Annotated in this window: 11 protein-coding genes; 10 read left to right on the forward strand and 1 reads right to left on the reverse strand. The window is 65.1% G+C overall.

Annotation, left to right across the window (positions count from 1 at the left end):
* Positions 1-8: 8 nt before the first annotated feature.
* From ACN9MX_RS20065 to ACN9MX_RS20090, 6 genes are all read left to right on the forward strand, one after another.
* The gene (locus ACN9MX_RS20065; RefSeq protein ID WP_363828480.1) at positions 9-1811 is read left to right on the forward strand and encodes a ShlB/FhaC/HecB family hemolysin secretion/activation protein; all 1803 of its coding nucleotides are present in this window, start codon (positions 9-11) and stop codon (positions 1809-1811) included.
* Positions 1811-8308 carry a beta strand repeat-containing protein gene (locus tag ACN9MX_RS20070; protein ID WP_363828483.1) on the forward strand — a complete coding sequence of 2166 codons (6498 nt, stop codon included), beginning with the start codon at positions 1811-1813 and terminating at the stop codon, positions 8306-8308. The genes ACN9MX_RS20065 and ACN9MX_RS20070 overlap by 1 nt, the downstream gene beginning before the upstream one ends.
* A 111-nt stretch (positions 8309-8419) precedes the next feature.
* Complete coding sequence (locus tag ACN9MX_RS20075) at positions 8420-9808, forward strand: multiheme c-type cytochrome (RefSeq protein WP_363828486.1); 1389 nt, start codon at positions 8420-8422, stop codon at positions 9806-9808.
* A complete protein-coding gene (locus ACN9MX_RS20080; protein WP_363828489.1) occupies positions 9805-11778 on the forward strand; it encodes a heme-binding protein in 1974 nt (657 codons plus the stop codon). The genes ACN9MX_RS20075 and ACN9MX_RS20080 overlap by 4 nt, the downstream gene beginning before the upstream one ends.
* A 3-nt stretch (positions 11779-11781) precedes the next feature.
* Positions 11782-13605 carry a hypothetical protein gene (locus ACN9MX_RS20085; RefSeq protein ID WP_363828492.1) on the forward strand — a complete coding sequence of 608 codons (1824 nt, stop codon included), beginning with the start codon at positions 11782-11784 and terminating at the stop codon, positions 13603-13605.
* Positions 13606-13700: 95 nt separating this feature from the next.
* The gene (locus ACN9MX_RS20090; protein WP_426387700.1) at positions 13701-17663 is read left to right on the forward strand and encodes a multiheme c-type cytochrome; all 3963 of its coding nucleotides are present in this window, start codon (positions 13701-13703) and stop codon (positions 17661-17663) included.
* A 45-nt stretch (positions 17664-17708) separates the two neighbouring features.
* On the opposite strand, the gene ACN9MX_RS20095 is transcribed toward ACN9MX_RS20090, so the two are convergent.
* Complete coding sequence (locus ACN9MX_RS20095) at positions 17709-18617, reverse strand: tetratricopeptide repeat protein (protein WP_414714645.1); 909 nt, start codon at positions 18615-18617, stop codon at positions 17709-17711.
* 167 nt (positions 18618-18784) lie between these two features.
* Here ACN9MX_RS20095 and ACN9MX_RS20100 point away from each other — a divergent pair, with 167 nt between their 5' ends.
* From ACN9MX_RS20100 to ACN9MX_RS20115, 4 genes are all read left to right on the forward strand, one after another.
* Complete coding sequence (locus ACN9MX_RS20100; RefSeq protein WP_363828499.1) at positions 18785-21298, forward strand: cyclic nucleotide-binding domain-containing protein; 2514 nt, start codon at positions 18785-18787, stop codon at positions 21296-21298.
* Positions 21298-22176, forward strand: a complete 879-nt coding sequence (locus ACN9MX_RS20105) for a hypothetical protein (RefSeq protein ID WP_363828501.1) — start codon at positions 21298-21300, stop codon at positions 22174-22176. Before ACN9MX_RS20100 ends, ACN9MX_RS20105 begins: the two co-directional genes overlap by 1 nt.
* A gap of 7 nt (positions 22177-22183) precedes the next feature.
* Complete coding sequence (locus tag ACN9MX_RS20110; protein WP_363828504.1) at positions 22184-24025, forward strand: cytochrome c3 family protein; 1842 nt, start codon at positions 22184-22186, stop codon at positions 24023-24025.
* Between the two features lie 80 nt (positions 24026-24105).
* Entirely contained in the window at positions 24106-24951 is an 846-nt protein-coding gene (locus tag ACN9MX_RS20115) for a metallophosphoesterase (protein WP_363828507.1), read from the forward strand.
* Positions 24952-24992 lie beyond the last annotated feature (41 nt).

The raw sequence follows: 24992 nt of genomic DNA on the forward strand, positions 1-24992 counted from the left end.
AGGGGCACATGCGGGCTTCCGCCTTGAGCGGATCGGCGGCGGCGCTGGCGCTGGCGCTGATGCTGCCGATCGTCTTGCCTGTGGCGGCGGCGGCGCAGGTCGCGCCCCGCGCTCCGACGCGCGAGGAACTGACACGCGGGCAGTTGACGGACGAAGCGGCGAATCGGGGCAGCCGCCTCACTGTGGTCGGCGGCGTCGAACGCGCGCCATGCCCCCTGGCCGATCCGCGCTATGCGAACGTTCAGGTCAATTTCGCCGATGTCCGTTTCGAGGGACTGCGCATCGTCGATCCGGCCGCGCTTGAGGATAGCTGGCGCGAATTTGCCGGGCGCGAAGTGCCCATAGCGACCTTGTGCGAAGTGCGCGACCGGGCCGCAACCATGCTGCGGCAGATGGGCTATCTGGCGGCCGTGCAGGTTCCGCCCCAGCGCATAGAGAAGGGCGGGACCGTTCGCTTCGACATTTTCATGGCCCGGCTGGTGGCGGTGGAGGTGCGCGGCGACGCGGGCAACAGCGAAAGGCTGATCGCCGCCCATATGGAAGCGTTGAAGGGTCAGCCGGTCTTCAACGTGCGGGACGCGGAACGGCATCTGCTGCTGGCCCGCGACCTCCCAGGCTATGATGTTCGCCTCGCCCTGCGCCCCGCGGGCACGGCGCCGGGGGAAGTGGTGGGCGAGGTGCAGGTGGTGCGCCAGCGCGTTCAACTGGACGTCAATGTCCAGAATTACGGCAGCAACGCCGTCGGCCGCTTCGGCGGGCTGGCGCGGGTGCGCTTCAACGACATGACCGGGCTGGGCGACAGCACATTGTTCAGCATCTTCAACACCGCTCAACCGAGCGAACAGACGGTGCTGCAGGTCGGACACAGCATGGCGCTTGGCAGCGATGGGCTGCGCTTGTCGGGCGACCTCACTTACGCCTGGAGCAAACCGGGGGTCCGCGGCGTGCCGCTGTCATCGGAAACCATGATAGCCACGGCGGCGCTCGCCTATCCGCTGGTGCGGCGTCAGGCGCGCACCCTGCTTGCGACGGGCGGCCTGGAGGTCGTCAACCAGGATCTGCGTTTCGGCACCGCCACCCCAAAGATACCGCTGTCCCGCGACCGGCTGCGCGTGCTGTTCCTGCGGCTGGAGGGGGAATTGATCGATCCTGAGAGCATTGTCAGCACGATCGGCTATTCCGGCGTGGAGCCTCGCTGGCGGCTGGGCGGGATGGCCGAGCTGCGCCAGGGGATCGAAGGGCTGGGCGCGAGCGAAACCTGCGGCGCGGCATTCGTCAACTGCGCCTTCCCCAGAACGCCGATCAGCCAGTTGGACGGCGATCCTTCAGCCTTCGTGCTGCGAGCGAGTGTCCAGGCGGAGTATCGGCCGCGCCCGGACCTGACCTTCGCATTGTCGCCCAGGGCGCAATATAGCCCTGACGTGTTGCTTTCCTATGAGCAGATGAGCGCTGGCAATTATACCGTCGGCCGCGGTTATGATCCCGGCGTCATCACCGGCGACAGTGGCCTGGGGATCGGCGCGGAACTGCGCTACGGGCGGATCACGCCACGGGAGCCGGGCGCGATCGCGCTCCAGCCCTTTCTTTTCTTCGATGCCGCCTGGATGTGGCATCACAGCGCCAATTTCGCCGGGCTTGATCCGCAGAAACTCTATTCGGCGGGCGGCGGTCTGCGCGCGACATGGGACAATCATGCGCGGCTCGACCTGACGGTGGCGACGCCACTGCGCAAGGCAGGTTTCCAGACCGACAGGGGCGCCACGCGGCTGCTCCTTTCCCTGACCACGCAAATCCTGCCATGGAGGCGTTGATGAGGACGAAGCATGGCGCTTTCTCGCTCTGGACATTGCTGGGCCGCACCAGCGCGGTTGCGCTCGCGGTCGGCCTGGGCGCCGGCGCGGCAGTTGGCCAGAAAGCGTTTCAGGGCAGCTATACGCCAAATCCCGACGTCTATATCTCGCAGGGCAGTTCCCCTGGAAACGATGCGATCTCGCTGAACTCGACGCAAGCGGTCATTGACTGGACGCCCGATGACAGGGGAGCGGCCAGCGCCGGCACGATCGACTTCCTGCCTCAGGGCAGGACAGTCACATTCAGCTCTTCCAGCGACTTCACGGTTCTGAACCGTATCCTACCCCTGGATGGCAATGGCCTGCCCGTATCGCGCGTGATCGCGCTCAACGGCACGGTGCAGAGCCAGATCGTCGGCAGCCCGCCCACCACCGGCGGATCGGTCTGGTTCTATGCGCCGGGCGGCATCATCGCAGGCGCCAACAGTGTCTTCAACGTCGGGTCGCTGGTCCTGACCACCAACGCGATCGACACAAGCAACGGACTTGACAGGAACAATGTCCGTTTCGCTGGTCCGGCGGGCAGCACATCCTCGGTCGAACTTCTTCCGGGCGCTCAGGTCAACGCACTTTCATCCGGCAGTTATGTGGCGCTGGTCGCGCCGCGCGTGGTGCAAGGCGGAACCGTCAACGTCAACGGTTCAGCCGCCTATGTCGCCGCGGAAGCCGCCGATATCAGGATCAACAACGGCCTGTTCGACATCGCGATCACGGCCGGCACCACTGATGCCAACGGCGTCGTCCACAGCGGCACGACAACGGGCCCGGCCTCGACCGGGGGTACCGATCTGCAGCGCGTCTTCATGGTCGCGGTGCCGAAGAACAATGCGCTGACCATGCTGCTGTCGGGCAATGTCGGCTATACGCCCGCAACGTCGGTGACGCCGGACGGCAGCGCCATCGTCCTTTCCGCCGGGTCGGACATCGCCCATGACGCCGGCGGCAACCTGATCGTGACGCGCAATGCCACCGCGACGGCCGCCGCAGGTTTCAGCATCGGGTCAGGCGACTGGCAAAACGACGTGACCGGCGCGGCGACCGGCGACATCGTCATCCGCCCTGCCACGGTCACCCATTTCCTGGGCAATGTCGCGCTTTCCGCCGAACGCAGCATCACCCTGCAGGCCGACCAGTCCGGCACGATCACCGTCGACCGCGACATGAACCTGAAAGCCGGCAACGGGGGCACAGGCGGGCGCATCGACCTGCTGGCCTTCGGCGGCAGCGGCGCGCCCTCCACCAACGGACAGATCGGCGTTACCGGCACTCTCAATCTGGATGCCAGCGGGGATGGCGAAGCGGGCGTCAGTTCGGTACCCTTGGTCGGCGGCGACGCCAATGGCGGCATCATCAATCTGATCGCCACCGGCGGATCGATCACCGCCGCCAGCCTGACGGCAAATGCGGTGGGCTATGCGGGTTATGGCAGCGACAGGTCCGGCAACGCGACAGGCGGATCGATCACCCTTTCGGCACTGACCGCTGCCGGGCCCTCCGGCACGGAAGGAGGGAGTCTGGGCTTCGGCAGCACCACGCTCGACGCCTCGGCGGGAACGGCGTTCCAGGTGTCGGTGCCGCCGGTGGACGGCGGCAATGCCGTTGGCGGCAGCATCGCGATCAACGGCACGTCCGGCGCCTTCATACAGGGTGGCCTGGATCTGGGCACCGTTCGGGCCACAGCGCAGGCGACAGGCGGCATCGCGAGCACGGGCGCGGCGGGCAGCGCGACGAGCGGCGATATCCGGGTCGCCATATCCGCGGGCAGGCACGATTGGACAAGCTTCTTCGCTGACGTCAGCACCGCGCCGGGCTATGCGACGGACGGCGGCAGCTATGGCGCGGCGATCCCCGGCACAACCGGCATCGACATCGACGTGGGCGGCACGGGCAGCCTGAACATCCTTACATCCGTTTCGCTCTACGCCGATGCGACGGCCTATGGCGGAGGGGCGTCGGGCGGCATGCTGCGGGGCGGGCGGATCAACATTTCGGCGCATGATGGCGGAGGCCTCGCGATCGCGCAGGACCTGTTCGCCACTGCCGACGCCTCGGGCTTTGCCGCCTTTGCGGGATCGACCTTCCTGACGCCGCGCACCGCCGACGCCCTTGGCGGAAGCATCACCATCGGCGCTGCGGGCGGCAGTTTCAGCGCGGCAGGACTCTATGTCAGCGCGGGTGGCTTTGCCGGCGATGCGCCCGGCCTGGCGGGCAGCGGGACGGGTGGAAATGTGGCCCTGTTCGCCAGTGCATCGAGCGGGCAGCGTGGCAGCTTCTCGCTCAGCGACTGCCCCAACTATTCGTGCCGGATCTCTGCCAATGGCGGGGGCGCATCGGGCGCGAACGGATCGAACGGCACGGGCGGATCGGTCCTGCTCTATGCCAGCGATGGCGACTTTTCGGCGCTGGGCGACATGACGCTGCAAGCCAATGGCGTTGGCAGCAGCGCAGCTTCCGACGGCGTCGCGGGTCGCGGCGGCGACGGGCTGGGTGGCAGCATCCTTGTGGAAAACCGGGTCGGCTCGGCGGGCGACGGCGCTCTTCGCTTCGGCAACCTTTATCTGTCGGCCGAGGGTGCTTCGGCGCCCCCGATCGATGGCATAACGTTCAACGGCGGCGATGCCGGCAATGGCACGGGCGGCACGATCAACGTCAACATATTGGCGGGCAGCCTGACGGCCGATCTGGTGGATGCGAGAGCGAACGGCGCTGGCGGCGCCGCCGGCGAAAACTGCCTTATATGCGAGGGCGGCGGCACAACGTCCTTCCGTGCAGGCAACGGGCAGGGCGGTACGGCAGATTTCCTTATCGCGGGCGGCGGTGCCACTCTCGGCACGCTGCTGCTGAGCGCGCAGGGCACCGGCGGGGAGGCGGACGGTGCGAATAGTCCATCATCAGCCGCGGCGATCGCGGGGGCGGGCCTTGGCGGCAACGCTGCGCTGCAATCGCGCGGCGGGACGCTGGGACTGACGACACTTGCCATCGATGCGGGCGGCGCCGGCGGCATGGGCTATCCGGTCTTTCAGGCCGACGGCGCGGATGGCGGAACCGGCACGGGCGGTACTGCCGGGTTGTTGTTGGCTGCGGGAAGCAGTGGGGCCGTCACGATCACGGGCGCGGCTATCGTCCGCGCAACGGGCAAGGGTGGCGATGGCGCGGAAACCGGCGCCGACGGCGCCGGATTTTATCGCGCCGGCGCAGGCGGTCTTGGCACGGGCGGGACGGCGGACGTGACGCTGGCGGGCGGCGTGCTGACCGCGCCGTCGCTGCTGATCTCGGCGGAGGGCATGGGCGGCGCGGGCGGCAATAATGGCAGCGACGGACCCGGCGCGGCGGCCGGCGACGGGCTGGGCGGCACGGCAGCTTTTTCCTATCTGAACGAAGGCCATGCCATTGGCGCTGTCACCGTCGATGCCGACGGGATTGGCGGTCAGGCGGGCAATAGCGGCTTCAGCAGCTTCGACAATAATGGCAACCCGATTTTCTTCTACGGCACTACGGGCGGCGGTGCGGGTGGCCGGGGAACGGGCGGCAGCGCCGCGATGCTGGTCGACGTCGATCCCCTTTTCGCGAACCTGACCGTCAGCGCCGACGGCATCGGCAGCATGGGCGGCGGTGGCGGGACCGGCGGCGCGGGTGGCTTCGGAATGGGCGGCGCCGCGACACTCGGCCTCTCATTCGGCGCGACGACAGTGAGCGGGACGCTGCGCGTCACCGCTGCCGGTCTGGGCGGTACAGGCGGCACTGGCTATGATGGCAGCGGCGGGCGCGGCGGCGATGCATTCGGCGGAAGCGCGTCGCTGGGTCTGACCGGAGCCTCGACCCTGCTGGATGCCGGCGATATCGGCGTGTTGGCGGAAGCGATCGGCGGGGCTGGCGGCCAAAGCGGCGTGCGCAGCGGCGCGGGTCTTTTGGGGGCGGACGGCGGCAATGCGACCGGCGGCGCGGCCTTGTTCGCACTTGGCTCCGGCGCGACGGCGACAACCGGATTGGCGCTGCGCATCAGCGGCGATGCGACGGGCGGCGATGGCGCTCTTGGCACTGCCGGGCCGGTCGGCGGCAATGGTGGAGCGGGCGGCAATGGCCTGGCTGGCTCGGCGACATTACGGATTGCGGATGCACGCATTGTGCTGGGCGGCGCCCTGCCTCAAATGCCCGCTTACAGCATCACCGCAAATGGCCAGGGCGGGCTGGGCGCCGATGGCAGCGTGGGTAGCAATGCGGGCCTGTCCGGCGGCCTGGGCGGCAACGGTGGAAACGGCGCGGGCGGCCTTGCGGCGTTCGATTCCAGCAATGGCGATTATGTGCTAGGCGGCATGACCTTGCGCGCGGACGGACAGGGGGGACTGGGCGGGATCGGCGGCAAAGCGCCGGGCGGCGCCTCTGCCGCGGGCGTCACCGGCCTGGGCAGCGGCGGCACCGCCAGCTTTGCCAATCGTGATGACGGCTTGCTGTCACCGGGCGCGCAGCGGTTGATCGACGCATTGTTGATGAGCGCGAGTGGAGACGCGAGCGGTCTCGTCAGCCTGACCGACGGCAGCACGGCCACCAATGGTGGACTGAGGGTCACTGGATCGGCCCGGCTTTCCAGTCTCGGCATCCCGACCGCCGGCTTTTCGGGCGTTTCCGTGGGCGCGACCAACCTCGTGCGGATCGGTGGCAATGCCGACTTCGTGAGCGACGGGCCACTCTCCTTCGCTTTCGCCGGGGCTGGCGATATCATGGCGACCGGTGCGCTGACGGGCGTGTCGGGAACACGCATCGATTTCAGCCATGTCGGGCGACCGCAGGGCAGTGACAGCCTTTTTGCGGACAGCATCCTTTTCACCGCGCCGGGCAACATCACCATGTCCTCGGCGGGCAGTCTGCGCGCGGTCAACGATCTGACGATCCTCAGCGCGGCGGGCAATATCAATCTCGCCGCCGGCAGCGTGCTGACCGCTGGCGGAAATCTGACGCTGTCCGCGCAGGGGATCAACGCCGCCAGCCTGGTTGCTGGCGGTCAGAGCCTGCTGGATGCGGGCGCCGGCCGCCTGGTGGTCAGCGATATCGCATCGGCGGGTCCGATCACCGCGAGTGGCGGCGCGGTCAGCCTTGGCGCGACGGGCGGCATGACGATAGCGCAGGCGACGGCATCGACAGGAGCGCTGCTGCTGAAAGCGGGTGGCGCTCTGTCCATCGCCGACGCCAGTGCTGCAACCGGCATGACCCTCTCAGGCGGATTGATCAATGCGACCCGGCTTTCTGCCGGAGATTCGCTGACGGCCACGGCTGCTAGTTCGGCAATTTTCGGCGATGTGATATCGCTGGCGGGCGACATCCTTTTGAACGGCGGCGGCCTGCTGACGCTGACCGGTTCCGCATCCGCCCGGACGATTACGATCGGATCGCGCGACATTGTCCTGGGCGGTTCGGCCCAACTCGGCAGCGTGAACAGAACGAGACAGGTCGTTTTCAATGCCATCAACCTGCAGCAGCCGGCCTATATTGGCGGAAATGACGTCGCTGGAACCTACAGCCTGTCAGCGGCGGAACTGGCGCGGGTAACGGCGACGCAGATCGCCTTCAATGCCCCGGCGCGCAGCGTTGCGGGATCGCCGGACATCATCGTGCAGGACCTGACACTGGGCGCGGCCAATCTGGCGAGCGGCGGGATGCTGACGATCGGCACCAGCGGGCATCTGCGCGTCCAGGGCGCGGTGCGGCTGATCGGGCGATCAGGGCAAGGAGGGCTGGCCCTCACGGCAGGCCGACGGCTGGAAATCATAGCCGGCGCCGGCCTGATCGACATCAGCGACGGCAATGGCGCACTGGGCGGCGTGCTGACGCTCGACAGCCCAATCATCATGGCGGCATCTCTGTCGGCCATAGCGGACATCGGTTCCACAGGATCGATCACCGCCAGGGATTTGCGCCTGGCGCAGAATGACGGCCCGGTCGACGATGCCGGCATCCTGCGTGCGGGAACAATCCGGGCCAATGCGTCCCAGGCCTTCTTCATCCAGAATAGCGGCCTCTCGGTAGCGATCCCGGACCGGCGCGGATTCACGGCCAATAATCTGGTGATCGGTTCGCAGGGTCCAGCTTTGCAGATCGCCATCAACGGGCGTCTGGCCCTCTCGACGGGGGCGTTCGCGCAGGGCCTGGAAACGATCCCGCTGGTTGCGGTCAACGGCGGCTATGCCTTGGGATCGAGGATCAACGGTTGCCTCATCGGCAGCCCGGCTGCCTGCACCAGCGTCAGCTTTGACAGCCGCGACACATGGAACGGCGTGCTGGACCCTTCGGTATCGGTCAGCCGCATCTTCACCCTGTCCCTGATCGAACTGCGCGACATCGTCGCACAGGGCTATCCACCCCTGATTGACGAACCTGTGACAGGTGCGGGCAATGAGGATCTTTGGGAACGCTCCTGCGGTGGACCTGACGAAGCGGGCTGCGGGGACGGTGGTACGCACTGATCGGGCGGCGTGGGCAAAACGTGATTGAAACAACGGGTTGATCCCGTAGAGAGAAATGCGCGGCTGACGCAGGGGAAACTGCCCGAATCAGCCTGCACGGGGGCGTGACAAATGAGGGGCAAGGTCGGGGTGATAGGCAGGTCCTTGGGCGGGATGGCGCTGGTCGCCATGCTGCTGGGATGGCTGCTGCTGTCCGCTCTGCCGGGTGCAGGTTCGGGTGTGGCGGATGCCGCGTCGGCTGTTCGCACCTATACTGGCGTCGCTTCCTGCGCCGGTTCCACCTGCCACGGCCGGATGGAAGGCGACGGCAAGGTCGTACGCCAGGATGAGCTTATGCGCTGGCAGGAGCCTTCGACGCCGGGCGGCGCCCATAGCCGCGCCTTCGCGGTGCTGAACGGCACGCGGGGGCGACAGATCGCGGCGACGCTGGGACTGGGCGACCCGTCCTCTGCGCCCGCGTGCCTTGGCTGCCATTCCACGCCGGCCGCAGCGCGCGGCACGCGTTTTCTGGCGCAGGACGGCGTCGGCTGCGAGGCGTGCCACGGCGCGGCAAGCGGCTGGATAGCGTCCCATTACGCGGTGGGCGCAAGCCATGCCGCCAATGTCGCAGCCGGCATGACCCCACTAGACCAGCCGGAGACGAGGGCATCGGTCTGCCTCGACTGTCATTTCGGCAGTGCGCGGGACGGTCAGTTCGTGACGCATCGGATCATGGCGGCAGGCCATCCGCGCATCTCCTTCGAGCTCGACCTCTTCTCATCGATGCAGGCGCATCATGATGAAGATGCCGATTACGCACGACGCAAGGGGCGAACCGACAGCCTGAAGCTATGGGCGGTCGGGCAGGCGATGGCCGTGGAACGCGCCCTGGCCCTCTATGCCGGCACAAAGGGCATGGAGGGGACTTTCCCCGAATTCTACTTTTTCGATTGCCAGAGCTGCCACCGCCGCATCTATGACCAGGCGGAACGCAGCAAGACCTGGGAAGCCAATCCGGGCCGCCCGATCCCGGCAGGCATGCCCCCCTTCAATGACGAAAACATGATCCTGCTGTCCGCGGCGGCGCGCGTGGCAGCGCCGGGACTTGCGGGGCGTTTCGACGCCGACAGCCGATCGTTCCACGCGGCAATCGCGCGGGATCGCCCTGCGGCGATAGCTGCCGCTGGCAAACTGGCAGGCAGCGCGCGGGCCCTGGCCGATGCCTTTGCCGCTGGGGGAATGCGGGGCGACATGGCCTTCGCCATCGTGCGCGAGATTGCGGGCAGCGCCATATCGCCGCGCTTCACCGATTATGAAGGATCCGTACAGGCCGTCATGGCGATCGATACATTGCTCAACAGCCTGGTGAAATCCGGACGCGTCACCGTGGGCGCCGCGGCGGGGATCCGGGCGGACGTCAACCGCGCCTATGCCGCGGTCAAGGAACCGAACAGCTATCGCCCTGGAGATTTCCGTGCATCTCTTGGCAGCGCGGCGCGCGGTATCGGGGCGCTGCAATGAGTGGCAGGCTCCACCGGTTGAGCGCCCTGGCCGCTGGCGCGGTACTGGTTCTTGCCTCCTGCGGCGGCGGTGGAGGAGGGGGTGGCAGCGGCGGCGGTACGTCGACCCCTGCGCCAACGCCGCCACCGTCCAGCCTCTACGCAGCGCCTGCGCAGGAGTCGCTTACGATAGCGGACGTCGAAACCGTAGTGGCGCATGCCGTTGCGGAGGCGAAGGCGCGCAATCTGCCCGCCGTGGTCGCGGTGACCGACCGGGTGGGCAATGTGCTCGCGATATTCCGCATGGCGGGGGCACGCGCCAGCGCCATCACCAGCGCGGCGCCCAATGGTGATAATATCGACGCGCAGAACCTGACCGTTCCCGCCGAGGCCGGCGCCATCGCCAAGGCGATCACCGGCGCCTATCTGTCGAGCGGCGGCAACGCCTTTTCCACCCGCACGGCGAGCATGATCGTGCAGCAGCATTTCCCGCCGGCACCGACCACCGCCGGGCTGGAAAGCGGGCCGCTGTTCGGGGTGCAGTTCAGCCAGTTGCCCTGTTCCGACCTGTCCGCGCGCTTTGTCTCGTCCGGCTCACAGGCGATGATCGGGCCGAAGCGCTCTCCATTGGGGCTGGCAGCCGATCCGGGGGGCTTTCCCCTCTACAAGAATGGCGTGGTGGTTGGCGGCGTCGGCGTCATGGCGGACGGGGTATACGGCTCCGACAGCAATGTCCTTGATGATGATAATGATCCAGAGGAATATGTCGCGCTGGCGGGAACCCTGGGGTTTGAAGCGCCCGAGGCTATCCGCGCCGATCGAATCACGGTGGACGGCACTTCGCTGCGCTATTCCGATGCAGCCTATTCCGGCCTGATCGCAACGGGTGCCGTGAGTTTTGCCGCGATCAACGGAAGCGAGGGTTCACTGGTCGCGGTGCGCGGCTATTATGGTGATCCGGCGCCTGCGATCCTGCCCGGCGTCGCCTATGGCACGGAGGCGTCTGGCATCCGGCCGGCGCGATCAGCCGAATTTTCCAATATGGACGCCTTCGTGCTGACGGACGGATCGGGCAATGACCGCTTCCCGATACGCGCCGGGACCGACGGTGGCGATGTGGCGCAGCCGCTCACTACGGCGGAAGTGACCGCGATCCTTGAAGAAGCCTTCGCCGTCATGAGCCGGGCCAGGGCGCAGATCCGCCAACCGCTGGACAGCCGGGCGCAGGTGACGATCAGCCTGGTCGATACGCGCGGGCAGGCACTGGGGATCGTCCGATCGCCCGATGCGCCAATCTTCGGCACCGACGTCAGCCTGCAGAAGGCGCGTACGGCGGCTTTCTTCTCCGGCGCCCATGCGGCGGCAGACCTGTCGGCGAGCAGCAGCGCCGATGTCGCTGCCTTTGTCGGCAAGGCGCGGACGTTCCTCAACGATCCTTCCGCGCTGACCGGGCAGCATGCCTTTACCGACCGCGCCAATGGCAATCTTTCCCGACCCTATTTCCCAGATGGGGAGGTCGGGCGGCCGAACGGACCCTTTTCGCGTCCAATCGCGCAGTTCAATCCCTTCTCCACCGGCCTGCAATCTGCGCTGGTGGTGGGCGACCTTGCCGCGCATCTCGCTTATGTGACGGGCGCGAACGCAACCGACACGCCCCAGCGCTGCTCGGCTGTCCCGACCGTGTCCAACCGGAACCGGGTGCAGAACGGCATTCAGATCTTTCCGGGTTCCGTACCCATTTATCGCGGCAATGTTCTGGTCGGCGGCATCGGTGTATCGGGCGACGGCATCGATCAGGACGACATGATCAGCTTTCTTGGTCTGCACAATGGCGGTGCGCGCGTCGGCGGGATCGGCAATGCGCCCGCCGCGATCCGCGCTGATCAGATCGTCGTCGATCTGGGCAATGCGACGGTGCGGCTGCGCTATGTAAGCTGTCCCTTTGCGCCGTTCCTTGCCAGCGCATCGCAAAATGTCTGCGCGGGGCTGTAGGGCATGGGTCTCGTCTCCCTCCTGCCCCTGTTCGCGCTGGCGCAGCCGGGCGAGCCGGTGCCGCCGCCTCCGCCGGACAATTGGCAGGAGATACTGGACGCCGATGGGCAGTCCATAGAGGGCCGCCGTCGCCCCGGATATGAGGCGCCGTTGCCCGACGCGGTGACGCAGGACAACAAGGGCGCGGTCCGCGCGCCTCCGCCAGAGGCCTTTCCGACCGACCAGGTTCCGATCCCGGACCGCTGGCGCCTGATAGAGAGCCTGGGTGTGGTGAAGGAGCGCTGGTTCGATCCCTATAACCAGAACACGCTGAAGGGCGACAGGCCGATCGACCGCGAAAAGGTGAAATGGCTGCCGATCAAGGGCGACGACTGGTTCTTCGTCGCCAATGCGGTGAGCGACACGGTGCTGGAGCCGCGGACCTTTCCGATCCCGGTCGGGGTGCAGACGACGGAACGGCCGGGCAGCATCGACGTCTTCGGCAAGGACGCGAGCTATGTGTTCAGCCAGACCTTCATCGGCGGCGTGGCCCTCATCAAGGGGGCGACCGCCTTCAAGCCGCCGGAGATCGAATATCGCCTGACGCTGGCGCTCAACGTCAACCATGCGGACGTGCCTGAGCGGCGCGTGCTGTTCGTGCAGCCCTCCCGGCCGTCCCATCGTACCGATCATTTTCTGGGCGTGCAGGAAGCCTTTGTCGACTATCACCTTGCCAACACGTCCGATCGCTACGACTTCCGGTCGTTGCGCGTCGGCATCCAGCCCTTTCAGTCGGATTTTCGCGGTTTCCTGTTCAATGATCAGCAATTGGGAATCCGGTTGTTCGGCAATCGCGACAATAACCGCTTCCAGTTCAATCTGGCTGCCTTCTGGCGATTGGAGAAGGACACTAACAGCGGACTCAATTCGGTTGTGCAGTCACCGCGTCGGGACTGGATATTCCTGGCCAATCTCTATCGCCAGGACTTCCTGATCCCTGGCCTCACCAGCCAGATCACCGCCGTTTACAACATGAACCGCGAGAAGCGGGACATCGAGATCGACGATAACGGCTTTCCGGTCCGTCCGGCGCTGCTCGGCGACCTGCGCGGGCGGGAATATGATGTCGTCTATCTGGGATATAATGCGGACGGACGGATCGGGCGGGTGAACCTGACGGCGTCGCTCTATGGTGCGCTGGGGGAGGACCGGAACAGCTTCTTCACCTCGCGTCCCGCGCAGATCAGGGCGTTCTTCGCGGCGGCCGAAGCGAGCATCGACAAGGACTGGATGCGGTTCCGCATCTCAGGCCTGTACGCCAGCGGCGATGGCAATCCTCATGACAATCGCGAAAACGGGTTCGATGCGATTTTCGAAAACCCAGTCTTTGCGGGAGCCGACACCAGCTACTGGATCAGGCAGTCCATTCCCTTCGCCGGCGGCGGGCGCGTCATTGGAGTCAACGGACGGAACGGAATCTTGAACTCCCTGCGCTCCTCGAAGGAACAGGGCCAGTCGAACTTCAACAATCCCGGCACCATCCTGCTCGGCGCCGGCGGCGACTTCGACCTGATGCCGGAACTTCGCCTGTCGGCCAACGCCAACCATCTATGGTTCCAGAATACGGCAACGCTCCAGGCGCTGCGCAATGAGGGCAGCATTCCCAGGTCCATCGGATGGGATCTGTCGACGGCTGCGATCTGGCGACCCAAGGCGACGCAGAACATCGTCTTCCGCCTGTCGGGTGCAACCCTGTTGCCCGGCGCGGGATTTCGCGACCTTTTCACCAACAGCGAGCGCAACCGAAACTATTATTCGGTGCTCGCAAATCTGATCCTTAGTTACTGATGCGCTGGCCCGCCGCCTCCCTGTCGCATTATCGTGCTCGCGCGAAGGCACGCGCCGCGGTCCGACCCGGGAACAGGATTTCTGCCCTTGCGGGAATGGCGCTGCTCCTCCTGCTGCTCGCGGCCCTCCTCATCCCCGTCGCCATCCTCCACGCCTCCGACGCCGAAAAGCCGGTGGAGCGCCATTACGCCGTCGTGCCGCCCGCACCGATGAGCCAGACCGCCGAACAGGTCGCCGCGAAATCCGATGGTTGCTACAGCTGCCATAGCAAGACGGACGAGCCATCAATGCATGCCACCCCGGCGGTCATGCTGGGTTGCACCGACTGTCATGGCGGCAATGCGGCAGTGCGTGGCGATCCGGCTCTGGGCTTTGAGGATCCTGCCTATGTCGCCGCGCGGGAGAAAGCGCATGTCCTGCCCCGCTATCCCAGGAGCTGGCATTACCCTTCCTCCGCCAATCCGCAGCGCACCTACACGCTGCTGAACCGGGAGGCGCCGGAATTCGTCCGCTTCGTCAACCCCAGCGACTATCGCGTGGCGCGGGAAGCGTGCGGCTCGTGCCACATGCAGGTCATCGAGGCGGCGGAGCGATCCCTGATGGCATCGGGCGCGATGCTGTGGGGCGGGGCGGCCTATAATAACGGCATCGTGCCCTTCAAGAACTATATCTTCGGGGAAGCCTACACCAAGGACGGCAAGCCGGCGAAGATCGTCTCGCCCGGAACGCCCCCCGGCACCCTGACCGCCGGGGAGAAGGCGCGCGGCGCGCTGGCCGAACTCTATCCGCTGCCGACGTGGCAGGTAATTCCACCGGGCGACGTCTTCCGCGTGTTCGAGCGAGGCGGGCGCAATATCAACACGCAATTCGCGGAAATAGGCCTGCCCAATCCCACCGGCTCGATCCAGCGGCTGGAAGAACCCGGGCGACCGGACCTCAAGCAGTCCAATCGCGGGCCCGGAACGGGGCTGCGCGTGGCGATCCCGGCACTCAACATTCACAAGACCCGCCTCAACGACCCCTATATGTGGTTCATGGGCACGAACGACCAGCCCGGCGATTATCGCCATTCGGGTTGTTCCGGGTGCCATGTCGTCTATGCCAATGACCGCGAGCCCCGCCACAGCCTGATCTATGCGCAATATGGCCGCGATGGGCAGACCGCCACCATCGATCCGACCATTGCGGCCAAGATCAGCCATGGTGGGCTGAAGGGGCCCCATGGCGAGACGATCACTCCCGATCATCCCGTTGGCGCGGTCAAGGAAAGCGGTCATCCGATCCGCCACGCCTTCACCCGCGCGATCCCGACCGCGCAGTGCATGAACTGTCACATGCACCAGCCCAATATCTTCCTGAACAGCTATCTGGGCTACACCATGTGGGACTATGAGTCCGACGCGTCCCTGATGTGGCCGGAAAAGCAGAAATATCCGACCGCGGCGCAGGTGCACCAGACGCTGGAACGCAATCCCGAGGGGGCCAGTCCCCGCGGCAAATGGTCGGACCTGGAATTTCTGCGCAACGTCTATGACCTGAACGACAAGGCGAAGGACACGCAGTTCGCGGACTATCATGGCCATGGCTGGAACTTCCGCGGCGTGTTCAAGCGCGACCGCGAAGGCAATCTGCTCGACGCGGACGGCAAGATCGTGTCACCCGAGGACCCGGAAAAATGGCGCAGGAAAGGGGAGGGCAAGTTCGTCCCCGTCGGCACCAATCCGGGCAAGTCCGTGCATCTTATGGACATCCATGCCGAAAAAGGCCTGCAATGTGCCGACTGCCATTTCGCGCAGGACAGCCATGGCAACGGCTTCATCTATGGCGAGGTGGCCAATGCGATCGAGATCGGGTGCAAGGATTGCCATGGTACGGCCGACGCCTATCCGACGCTGCTGACCTCCGGCCCGGCCGCGCCGCCCAAGGGGACGAACCTTGCGCTGCTGCGCAATCCGGACGGCAAGCGGCGGTTCGAATGGTATTTCGATGCCAGCGGGCGGCAACGGCTGATCCAGCGTTCGATCGTCGACCCGAAGCTGGAGTGGGAAGTGTCGCTGGTGAAGGATTCGGTCGATCCGGCCAATCCGCATTTCAACGCCAAGGCCGCTCGCGCCAAGCTGATGAGCCGTTCGGGCGCGGAGGACGGCAGCTTTGCCTTTGGGCCGGGCGTCGCCAAGGAAGACCGGGCGCATGGCGACGACAGCATGGCCTGCTTCACCTGCCACCTCAGTTGGACGACCACTTGCGGTGGCTGCCACCTGCCGATCGAAGCGAACTGGAAGACCTCGCTTCACCATTTTGATGGAGAGGAAACGCGCAACTTCGCGACCTATAACCCGCAGGTGGCGCGCGACGAGATGTTCCAGCTCGGCAAGCACATGACGACCAAGGGCAATGAAACGGCCCCGGTTCGTTCGACTTCGGCGCTGGTCCTGTCATCCACAAACATCAACCGCGAACGCATCTACATCCAGCAGCCGCCGATATCGGGCATCGGCTTTTCGTCGCAGGCCTTTGCCCCCCATTTCCCGCATACAGTGCGCCGGACGGAGACAAAGACCTGCACGGATTGTCATTTGTCGGCCAAGGACGACAATAATGCCATCATGTCGCAGTTGCTGCTGCTCGGCACCAATTTCGTGAATTTCGTCGGCCTGAACGCCTGGACCGGGCTGGAGAGCGGATTCGAGGCGATCCGCGTCACCGAATGGGACGAGCCGCAGGCCGTGATCGGCAGCTATCTGCAGAAATATGCCTATCCCGATTACTGGAAGCTGCACGTCGAGCAGAACAAGCGCGAACTGAAGAACTGGGTGCGCGGCAAATATTTCGACGGCAAGGCTTCCGGCGAGACCCATGCCGTGGAAGAGTTCCGCAATGTCGTGAAGGGGACGGCCGATCGCGTCGGATGCCTGCAACTGCGCGGCGAATATATGTATGTGGCCGAGGGGAAGGGCGGTTTCCGCGTCTATGACGTGGCATCCATCGCGAACAAGGGTATTTCCGAACCGATCCTGAGTGCGCCCTTCTCAAAGCTGGGCCACAACAGCGGCGTTTCATCCAGGAACGCGACCTGCATGGCGCTTGCCACCAACCAGCCGGTCAATCCGCTGCGCAACACGCCGGAACTGCGCCGGATCAACCAGGAACAGCCCTTCCTGCCGATCTACAGCTATGCGGCGGTGACGGACAGCGTCGAAGGGCTGATCATGGTCAATATCGAGACCATGGCCGATGGCGATTTCCGCAACAATTTCCTGAAGCGGGCAGTCACGTGGAATCCCGACGGCGTGCTCGACGGGGCGCGGCATATCCAGCTTGCGGGGCAGATCGCTTATATCACTGCCGATGTCGGACTGGTCGTGGTGGACCTCAGCGACCCGCTTCACCCCCGTCTTGCCGCCGTCCGCCCGATGAAGGACGCGCGGGCCAGCGCGATCCAGTTCCGCTATCTGTGGGTCACGGATTCAGAAGGGCTGAAGCTGTTCGACGTGACGAAGCTTACGGATCCGGTGGCGGTGCCGTCCGCCACCGTGCCGCTGGCCGATGCGCGCCGGATCTATCTTGCCCGGACCTATGCCTATGTGGCGGCCAAGTCCGAAGGGCTTGCAATCGTCAACATCACCAATCCGCTGCGTCCCGTCGTCTACGCCAAGGAGACGTTTGGTGGCCAGATGACCGATGTGGAGGATGTGATCGTCGGCACGACCAACGCGTCGCTGTTCGCCTATGTCGCGGATGGCCGGAATGGCCTGAAGGTGGTGCAGCTGACCAGTCCGGCCAGCCAGCCCAATTTCTACGGCTTTTCGCCAGCGCCCAAGCCGGAGCTGATCGCCTGGGCACGGACGCCTTCGCCGGCCTTGGCGCTGTCCAAAGGGCTGGACCGCGATCGCGCGGTGGACGAAACGGGCGGGCAGATCGCGGTGTTCGGTCGCCTCGGCTCGCGCCCCTTTACCCGCCCGGAAATGGAGCGGCTGTTCCTGACCTCCCGGGGAATACCCTATAAGGTCAGCGACGAAGTGGATATGAAGGGCTGGCGACCGCCTTTGCTTCGTTGAAACTGGCCGGGGATGACTGGCCCGACAGGACTGGCGGCGCGTGGCTCAGGCGCCCGGCACGCCCAATATCCGCGCCTCATCCCTGATCCGCGCTGCCTGCGCTGGATTGGCCGACCGCGCCTGCGCATAGGCCGCCACCGCCTTGCCCGTCTCGCCCAGCGTCATGCGGCTGCGCATCAGCATGATCCAGCCGTCGACATTGCCCGGATTGGCCTTCAGTCGGGACTCCAGACTGGCCACCATTCCCCCGACCATCGCGTCCTGCTGTCCTTGGGGAAGCTGTGCCGCGGCCTGCATCTGCTCGCGGCTGGGACCAGGGATCGCCGCCGTCGCCACGGACATGCCGGCACCCAATGGCGGGTGCAGCGCAGTCGGCTTCACCGCGGCCAGCCGTTCCGCGACATCAATGCCGTTGATCTTTCCCACCTGCTCTATCGTCCGGCGCAGATCGGTTTCCCATGGCGCGCCCGGTGGCGTGTCGCCCAGCAGGGCGAGCCAGTCGCGGATCGCGCCCTTATGATCCTTCGCAAGATCCTTGCGCACCGCCAGGAAGTAACGCGCCCTGGGATCCTTCGGATCGAGTGCGATGGCCCGGTCAAAGGCGTCCGCAGCTTCCTTCGGCATGGGATCACGCTCGCTCTCCATCACCGCGGCCTCGCCTAGCGACGACCAGAAGGTCGCATTGCCGGGCGCGAGCTTTGTCGCGTGACGATAGGCGCGCACCGCATCGGCATGGCGGCCGCTTTCGAAATAAGCCCAGCCAAGCCTTTGCCAGCCCTCCGCATCGTTGGGGTTGGCCCCGACCCGTTCCTGAAGCGCGCGTATCACCGCCTCCGGATCGGCAGGCTCCTGGCCAGCTGCCAATGGGGAGGGCAGCGCTGGCACCTTCGTTTCCTCGGGCGCGTGCGTCAGATTATAGCCGATGGATAGAGCGGCGATGCCAACCGCGCCCATCAGCAACACGCGCCTCCAGTTCCAACCCATTATTCTTGCACTCCCCGGTTGTTCCCCGCGATCTTCTCTAGCGTGACGCTGCGGAAATGATAGAGTGCCGCCCGGGACAGCGTCCGGTAACAGCCGGAACACAGGGGCATATCGGGGGACAATCATTGAATGACCGCGTGCGTATCGCGATCGTCGGATCGGGGCCGGCGGGGCTGAGTGCGGCCGCGCGCGCCGCTGCGCTGGGGCTTTCGCACCTGCTGATAGAAAAGACGGACCATCTGTCCGACACCATCTTCAAATATCAGAAGGGCAAGCATGTGATGGCGACGCCCAGCCAGCTCGTGCTGCGGTCGGACTGCGATTTCGAGGCGGGCAAGCGCGAATCGATTCTCGACCGCTGGAACGGACAGGCAGACGCGCAGGCCATCAATATAGCCTATAATGCGGAAGTGAAGGCGATCGTCGGCACCGGCGATCCGATCGCGGGCAGCATCCAGAAAATCGTTGAGCGCAAGCGTGACGGCACGAGCGAAACGAAGGAAATCCAGCGCTTCGCGCCACCTTATCGGCTGACGCTGAACGACGGGAGGGAGGTGATTGCCGATGCCGTCGTCATGGCCATCGGCACGCAGGGCAATCCCAATCTGATGCGCGTGCCGGGCGCCGACCTGCCCCATGTGCAATATCAGCTGGACGATCCAGCGGAATATAATGACGAGCACATCTTTGTCGTCGGGACGGGCGATGCAGGCATAGAAAATGCCCTCGGTCTCGCTGCCGATGAGGCGCAGGGCAATGTCGTCACCATCCTCAACCGATCGACCGAGTTCGCCAGCGCCAAGGCTGCGAACGTCAAGGCGCTGATGGCCGCCGCTGAAGCGGGGCGCCTTGCCATCATGACCGAAAGCACCACGGCAAAGGTGGAGCCCGGTTTCATCACGCTCGACAGCCGTGACGGCGAGGTGAAGCTGAAATGCGATCGCATCATCGCGCGCATGGGCTCCGCTCCGCCGCGCGCCTTTGTGGAGAGCTGCGGCATCGAATTCACCAGTGGGGACCGGCTGGCCTTCCCGAAATTGTCGCCGGTGTTCGAAAGCACCGCGCCCGGCATTTTCGTGATTGGCGCGCTGGCCGGTTATCCGCTGATCAAGCATTGCATGAACCAGGGCTATGACGTCGTCGAATATATCAATGGCAATCGCGACCTGAAGCCTGCGGACGAACCGATCCTGGCCGCCAAGTTCGCGGGATTGCCGGAGAAGAAGAGCGTCGCGGAATGGCTGGAGTATCTCCGCGCCAACGTTTCGATCCTGGAGGGGCTGTCTCCGCTCCAGATGCGGGAATTCATGTTGGACAGCGAAGTGCGCGCCTATCGCAGCGGCGACCTGATCTTCGAGAAGTTCGACCCCGGTTCCTCGCTCTTCGGCATTGCGCGCGGGCAGGCGCTGGTGGAAATCGCGCCCGGCGTCGATGTGCCCATTGAGCAGGGTTCGATCTTCGGAGAGGTCGGCCTGATTTCCGGCCGCCGCCGCGGCGCGACCGTACGGGCCGGCACTGACTCGATCATGGTGGAGGTGTCGCGCACGGCGGCGCTCAAGCTCATGTCCTCCAACCCTCCCGCCAAGCGCGCCATCACCCGCATCTCGACCGAGCGGCAATTGCTCCAGATGTTCGGCGCAGGCCTGACCCCGGCGGATATTGCCGACATTCTCGACACGGCGGAAATCCGAACGGTGAAGGCGGGGGAGGCGATCCTCACCGAAGGCGATATCGGCAATGACATCTATGTGATCCGGGTCGGGTCGATGATCGTGGAAAAGAAGATCGGCGGGAAAAACGTCTTCCTGTCCTATCTTCCCGCCGGCAGCTATGTGGGCGAAATGGCGTTGATCGCAGGCGGCCCGCGCACGGCCACGGTCAAGGCGACGGTCAAGTCCGAGGTCATCAGGCTGAACGGCGATGCCTTCGCCAGGCTGATGGCCGCCAAGCCTGCCCTGCTGGAACGCGCCCGGCGCGACATGGCGGCTCGGCAGGACGTCAACGCATTTGTCGAAAGCCGCAAGGACAGCTTCTCGACCGTCGTCGACATGTATTCGGAAACGGCGAAATTCCTGGTCGACAATGGCATAGGCGAAGCGACTGACGTTCTCCTCATCGACGAACATCTCTGCGTCGGCTGCGATAATTGCGAAAAGGCCTGCGCGGACAGTCACGACGGCCTCTCCCGCCTCGACCGGGAAGCGGGCCGCACCTACGCCCACCTGCATGTGCCAACGAGTTGCCGCCATTGCGAGCATCCGCACTGCATGGCCGACTGCCCGCCCAACGCCATCCATCGCGGCCCTGATGGAGAGGTCTTCATCGACGACAGTTGCATTGGTTGCGGCAATTGCCAGCGCAACTGCCCCTATGGAGTGATCCGCATGGACAGCGTGCCGCCCAAAAAGCCGGGTCTGCTCAGCTGGATGTTCTTCGGTGCTGGCCCCGGCCCGGGCGAACCGTCGAAGAAATGGCGCTACAAGAATGCGGAACCCGGCGTTGAAAAGCCGAAAAAAGCCATCAAATGCGACATGTGCTCGGGCATTGAGGGCGGCCCGGCCTGTGTGCGCGCCTGTCCCACTGGAGCGGCCATACGCGTGGCACCGGAGGATTTCCTGACGGTAGCCCGGCTTGGCGGGGAGGCGCGCTGATGGCGACGCCTGCCGCCAGCCCCATTCGCCGCGCCAGGGGCGAGGTGCTGCATGACGGCTTCCTTCGCCACGCCGGTTTTCGCTGGCTGAAGATCGCGACGATGATCTGCATACTGTCGATCGCCAGCTATATGCTGGTCGACGTCACGCCGCACCATAATGGCGGTAGCTGGTACGGCTATACCATGGGCACGATCGGCGCGCTGCTGATCCTGTGGTTGACCTTGCTCGGCCTGCGCAAGCGGGCGATGACGCGGGGACGCTGGTCGCTCAAGGCATGGACATCCGCCCATGTCTATCTTGGCCTCAGCCTGATCGTCATCGCCACGCTGCACACCGGCTTCCAGCTTGGCTGGAACGTCCATACGCTCGCCTATGCGCTGATGATGCTGGTGATCCTTTCGGGCCTGTTCGGCATCACCGTCTATGCGTCCTTGCCTACAGCCCTCAGCAACAACCGCGCCGAAATGACGCAGGTGCAGATGCTCGACGCGGTGCGCGCCATCGACCGGCAACTGCATGATGCCGCGCAGCCCCTGACTCATGAGCAGGCCGCGCTGGTGCGCCAGTCGCTGGAAGATGATCCCTTTGGCGGCGGCCTGGTGGCGCGCCTTTCCGGCCGCTATCCCCGTTGCGCCACGGCCCGGGCGCAGGCGGCGTTGCGCCGCTGGACGGGCGACACGCCGGATACCGGCAATGATCCGCTGGAAAGGGTCGATGCGCTGCTGGAACGCAAGCAGGCTATGCTGGCCCGCCTGCGCCGACACCTGAAGCTGAAGGCGCTGCTGGAAATCTGGCTTTACATCCATGTGCCCGCCACCTTTGCCCTGCTGGCCGCGCTGACCGCGCATATCGTCAGCGTCTTCTTCTACTGGTGAGCGTGAGATGAGCTTCCTAGTCCGTCAGATCAGCCTCACCGCCGATGGCCGCGAGATCGTTCGCGCCACGTCAATCGCCAAATCGCAACTTTCGCTGGGTCGAGCGGCGGAAAACGACATTCACTTGCCTGACCTGGCGCTGGAGCCCGATCATGCCCGGATCGAGCAGGTCGACGAGCGCACCGTCCGCCTGCGCGCCACCGGCACGCTGGGTTTCGAGCTGGAGGGCCGCACGGTCCTGCGTGCCGAGATCGATCCTGCCCAGGGTGCGGAACTACGCTTCGGGGGGCACCGCATCACCCTGTCGCGGGGTGAGGATGGAGCAACCGTCCTTTCCATCCGCCGCATCGACGCCGTGTCGGAAGCTTCGGAGGAAAAAGAGGAAGCGAGGGTCTTCTCGCTGCGCGGCCTGTTGCCGGGCAAGCGGCTGACGGCGTGGGGACTGGCGCTGGCGATCCTGATCGGATTCCTGGCCGTGCCCATCTGGAGCTATGCCAGCCGGCCGGCAAACGACATGCGCAACATCTACACGGTCGTGGGCGACAAGAGCTGGTCCTCCGGCCCGCTCAGCCAGGCGCATCACGCGCTCGAAGGACGTTGTGAAACCTGCCATCAAAAGGCGTTCGTTTCTGTCCGCGACAGCGCCTGCCAGACCTGTCACAAGGACGTGCACGACCATGCACCCGCCGCCCGCATCGCCATGGCGCGGGCAGAAGCGGGGCTGGGGGGCAAGTTGCTGGCAGGGGTAGCTGCCGCCTTTGGCAAACCGCCTGAGGGCGCCTGCGTCGATTGCCATCGCGAACATGAAGGGGCGGGTCCGATGCAGCCCGCGCCGCAGGCCTTCTGCACGGATTGTCATGGCACATTGAAGGACCGGCTCAAGGACAGCAAGATCGGCAATGCCGCCGATTTCGGCACCAGCCATCCGCAATTTTCCGTGCTGGTTCAAACGCGGCCGGGCAAACGCCCCAGCTTCTCGCGCAGATCCCTCGATAGCCGGCTGGCAGACGACAGCGGTCTCAAATTCCCGCATGACATCCATTTGTCCGCGACGGGCGGTGTCGCGAAAATGGCGCGGACGATGAAGGTGCAATATGGATTTGGCGACGCACTTGCCTGCAAGGATTGCCACAAGCCGACCGCCGATGGCGTACGCTTCCTGCCGGTGGACATGGAGCGCGACTGCCAGATGTGCCACAGTCTTGCCTTTGAGACGATCGGCGGCACAGTCCGCACGCTCCGCCACGGCCAGCCCGATCAGGTGATTGCTGACCTGCGCGCTTATTTCCGTTCGACCGGGCCGGTCGAGCCTCCGGCCCTCGGCGGCGTGGCGCGTCGTCGGCCCGGCGATTATGCTCAGGGACGGATCTACCACGCTTATTTCGGTGCGGCGGCCACTCGCCCCTCCCGCGCCGACGACGCGATACGTGCGGTATTCTCGAAGGGCGGCGCTTGCTATGATTGCCACACCGTCACGCCACCCGGCACCAATGGCAATGCGAATTGGCAGGTGCTGCCGGTACACCAGCCGATGCGCTACATGATGAACGGCTGGTTCGATCACGCCGCCCACAGGACCGAGAAATGCGAAAGCTGCCATGCAGCGCCAAGGTCGCATGACGCCCGGCAATTGCTGCTGCCGAAAATCGACAGTTGTCGCACCTGTCACGGCGGGGAAAAGGCGAAGGCGGACGTGCCTTCGGGCTGCGCCATGTGTCACAGCTATCATATCGGCGATGGTGCCCCATGGGCGCCCGCCACCCCGTCGCTGGACAAGGATATGCAAGACCGGAAAAAATTGACCAACTCGGCCAACCCCGCGCTTCCGCGCATGCCGAAGCCGGGCTGAACCGCAGGATCGAACAACTGCCTCTGCAGCAACCGATGCACATAAGGTCAGACAAGGGCAATAAGAGGGGGAGCAGACCAATGCTGATCGCGCAGGTCACGGACATCCATCTGGGCTTCGACCCGGACAACCCCGCCGAATTCAACCGCAAGCGGCTGGATCAGGTATTGAGGGCGTTGAATGACGGCCCCAACCGCCCCGATCTGCTGTTGGCGACCGGCGACCTTACCGACCGGGGCGATGCGGACAGCTACCGCCGTCTGGCGAACGCTTTCAGCCAGTGCGATTTTCCGGTCTGGCCCTGCATGGGAAATCATGACGACCGGGCGCATTTCGCCATGCATTTCCCGCACATTCCCGTCCAGGACGGCTTTGTCCAATATGTGATCCATCAGGACGGACGGCGGATCATCATGCTCGACACTCTGGAACCGGGGCGTCATGGCGGCGCTTTCTGCGAACGGCGCGCGCAATGGCTTGCCGCCCGACTGGACGAAGATGACGTTACCCCGACATTGATCGTCATGCACCATCCCCCCGTCGAAGTGGGCATTGACTGGATGAACACCCATCCCGACGAAGCGTGGGTGTTGCGCTTTGCCGCGACGATCGCTGGCCGCGCCAATCTGCAGGCGATCCTCTGCGGTCACATCCATCGTTCCGTCGTCGCGCCCTGGAACGGCACGACGATCGCGATCTGCTCATCAACCGCGCCGCAGCTTGCCCTCGACATGCGGCCGATGGACCCGGAGGCTCCCGACAACCGTCCGATGATCGTTGCGGACCCGCCGGCCTTCGCGATTCATCGGTGGACCGGAAACGGATTGATCACGCATTTCGAGACGGCGAACGATCATGTGATGCTGGCGAAATTCGACGCGGGCATGCAGTCGCTGGTTCGCACGTTGATGGATGAGCGGCCCTGACCTCTGGCGAAAGGCGTTGAGGGGCACGAACCGATTGAAGT

The sequence above is a fragment of the Sphingobium sp. R-21 genome, assembly GCF_049913335.1.
Taxonomy (GTDB): domain Bacteria; phylum Pseudomonadota; class Alphaproteobacteria; order Sphingomonadales; family Sphingomonadaceae; genus Sphingobium.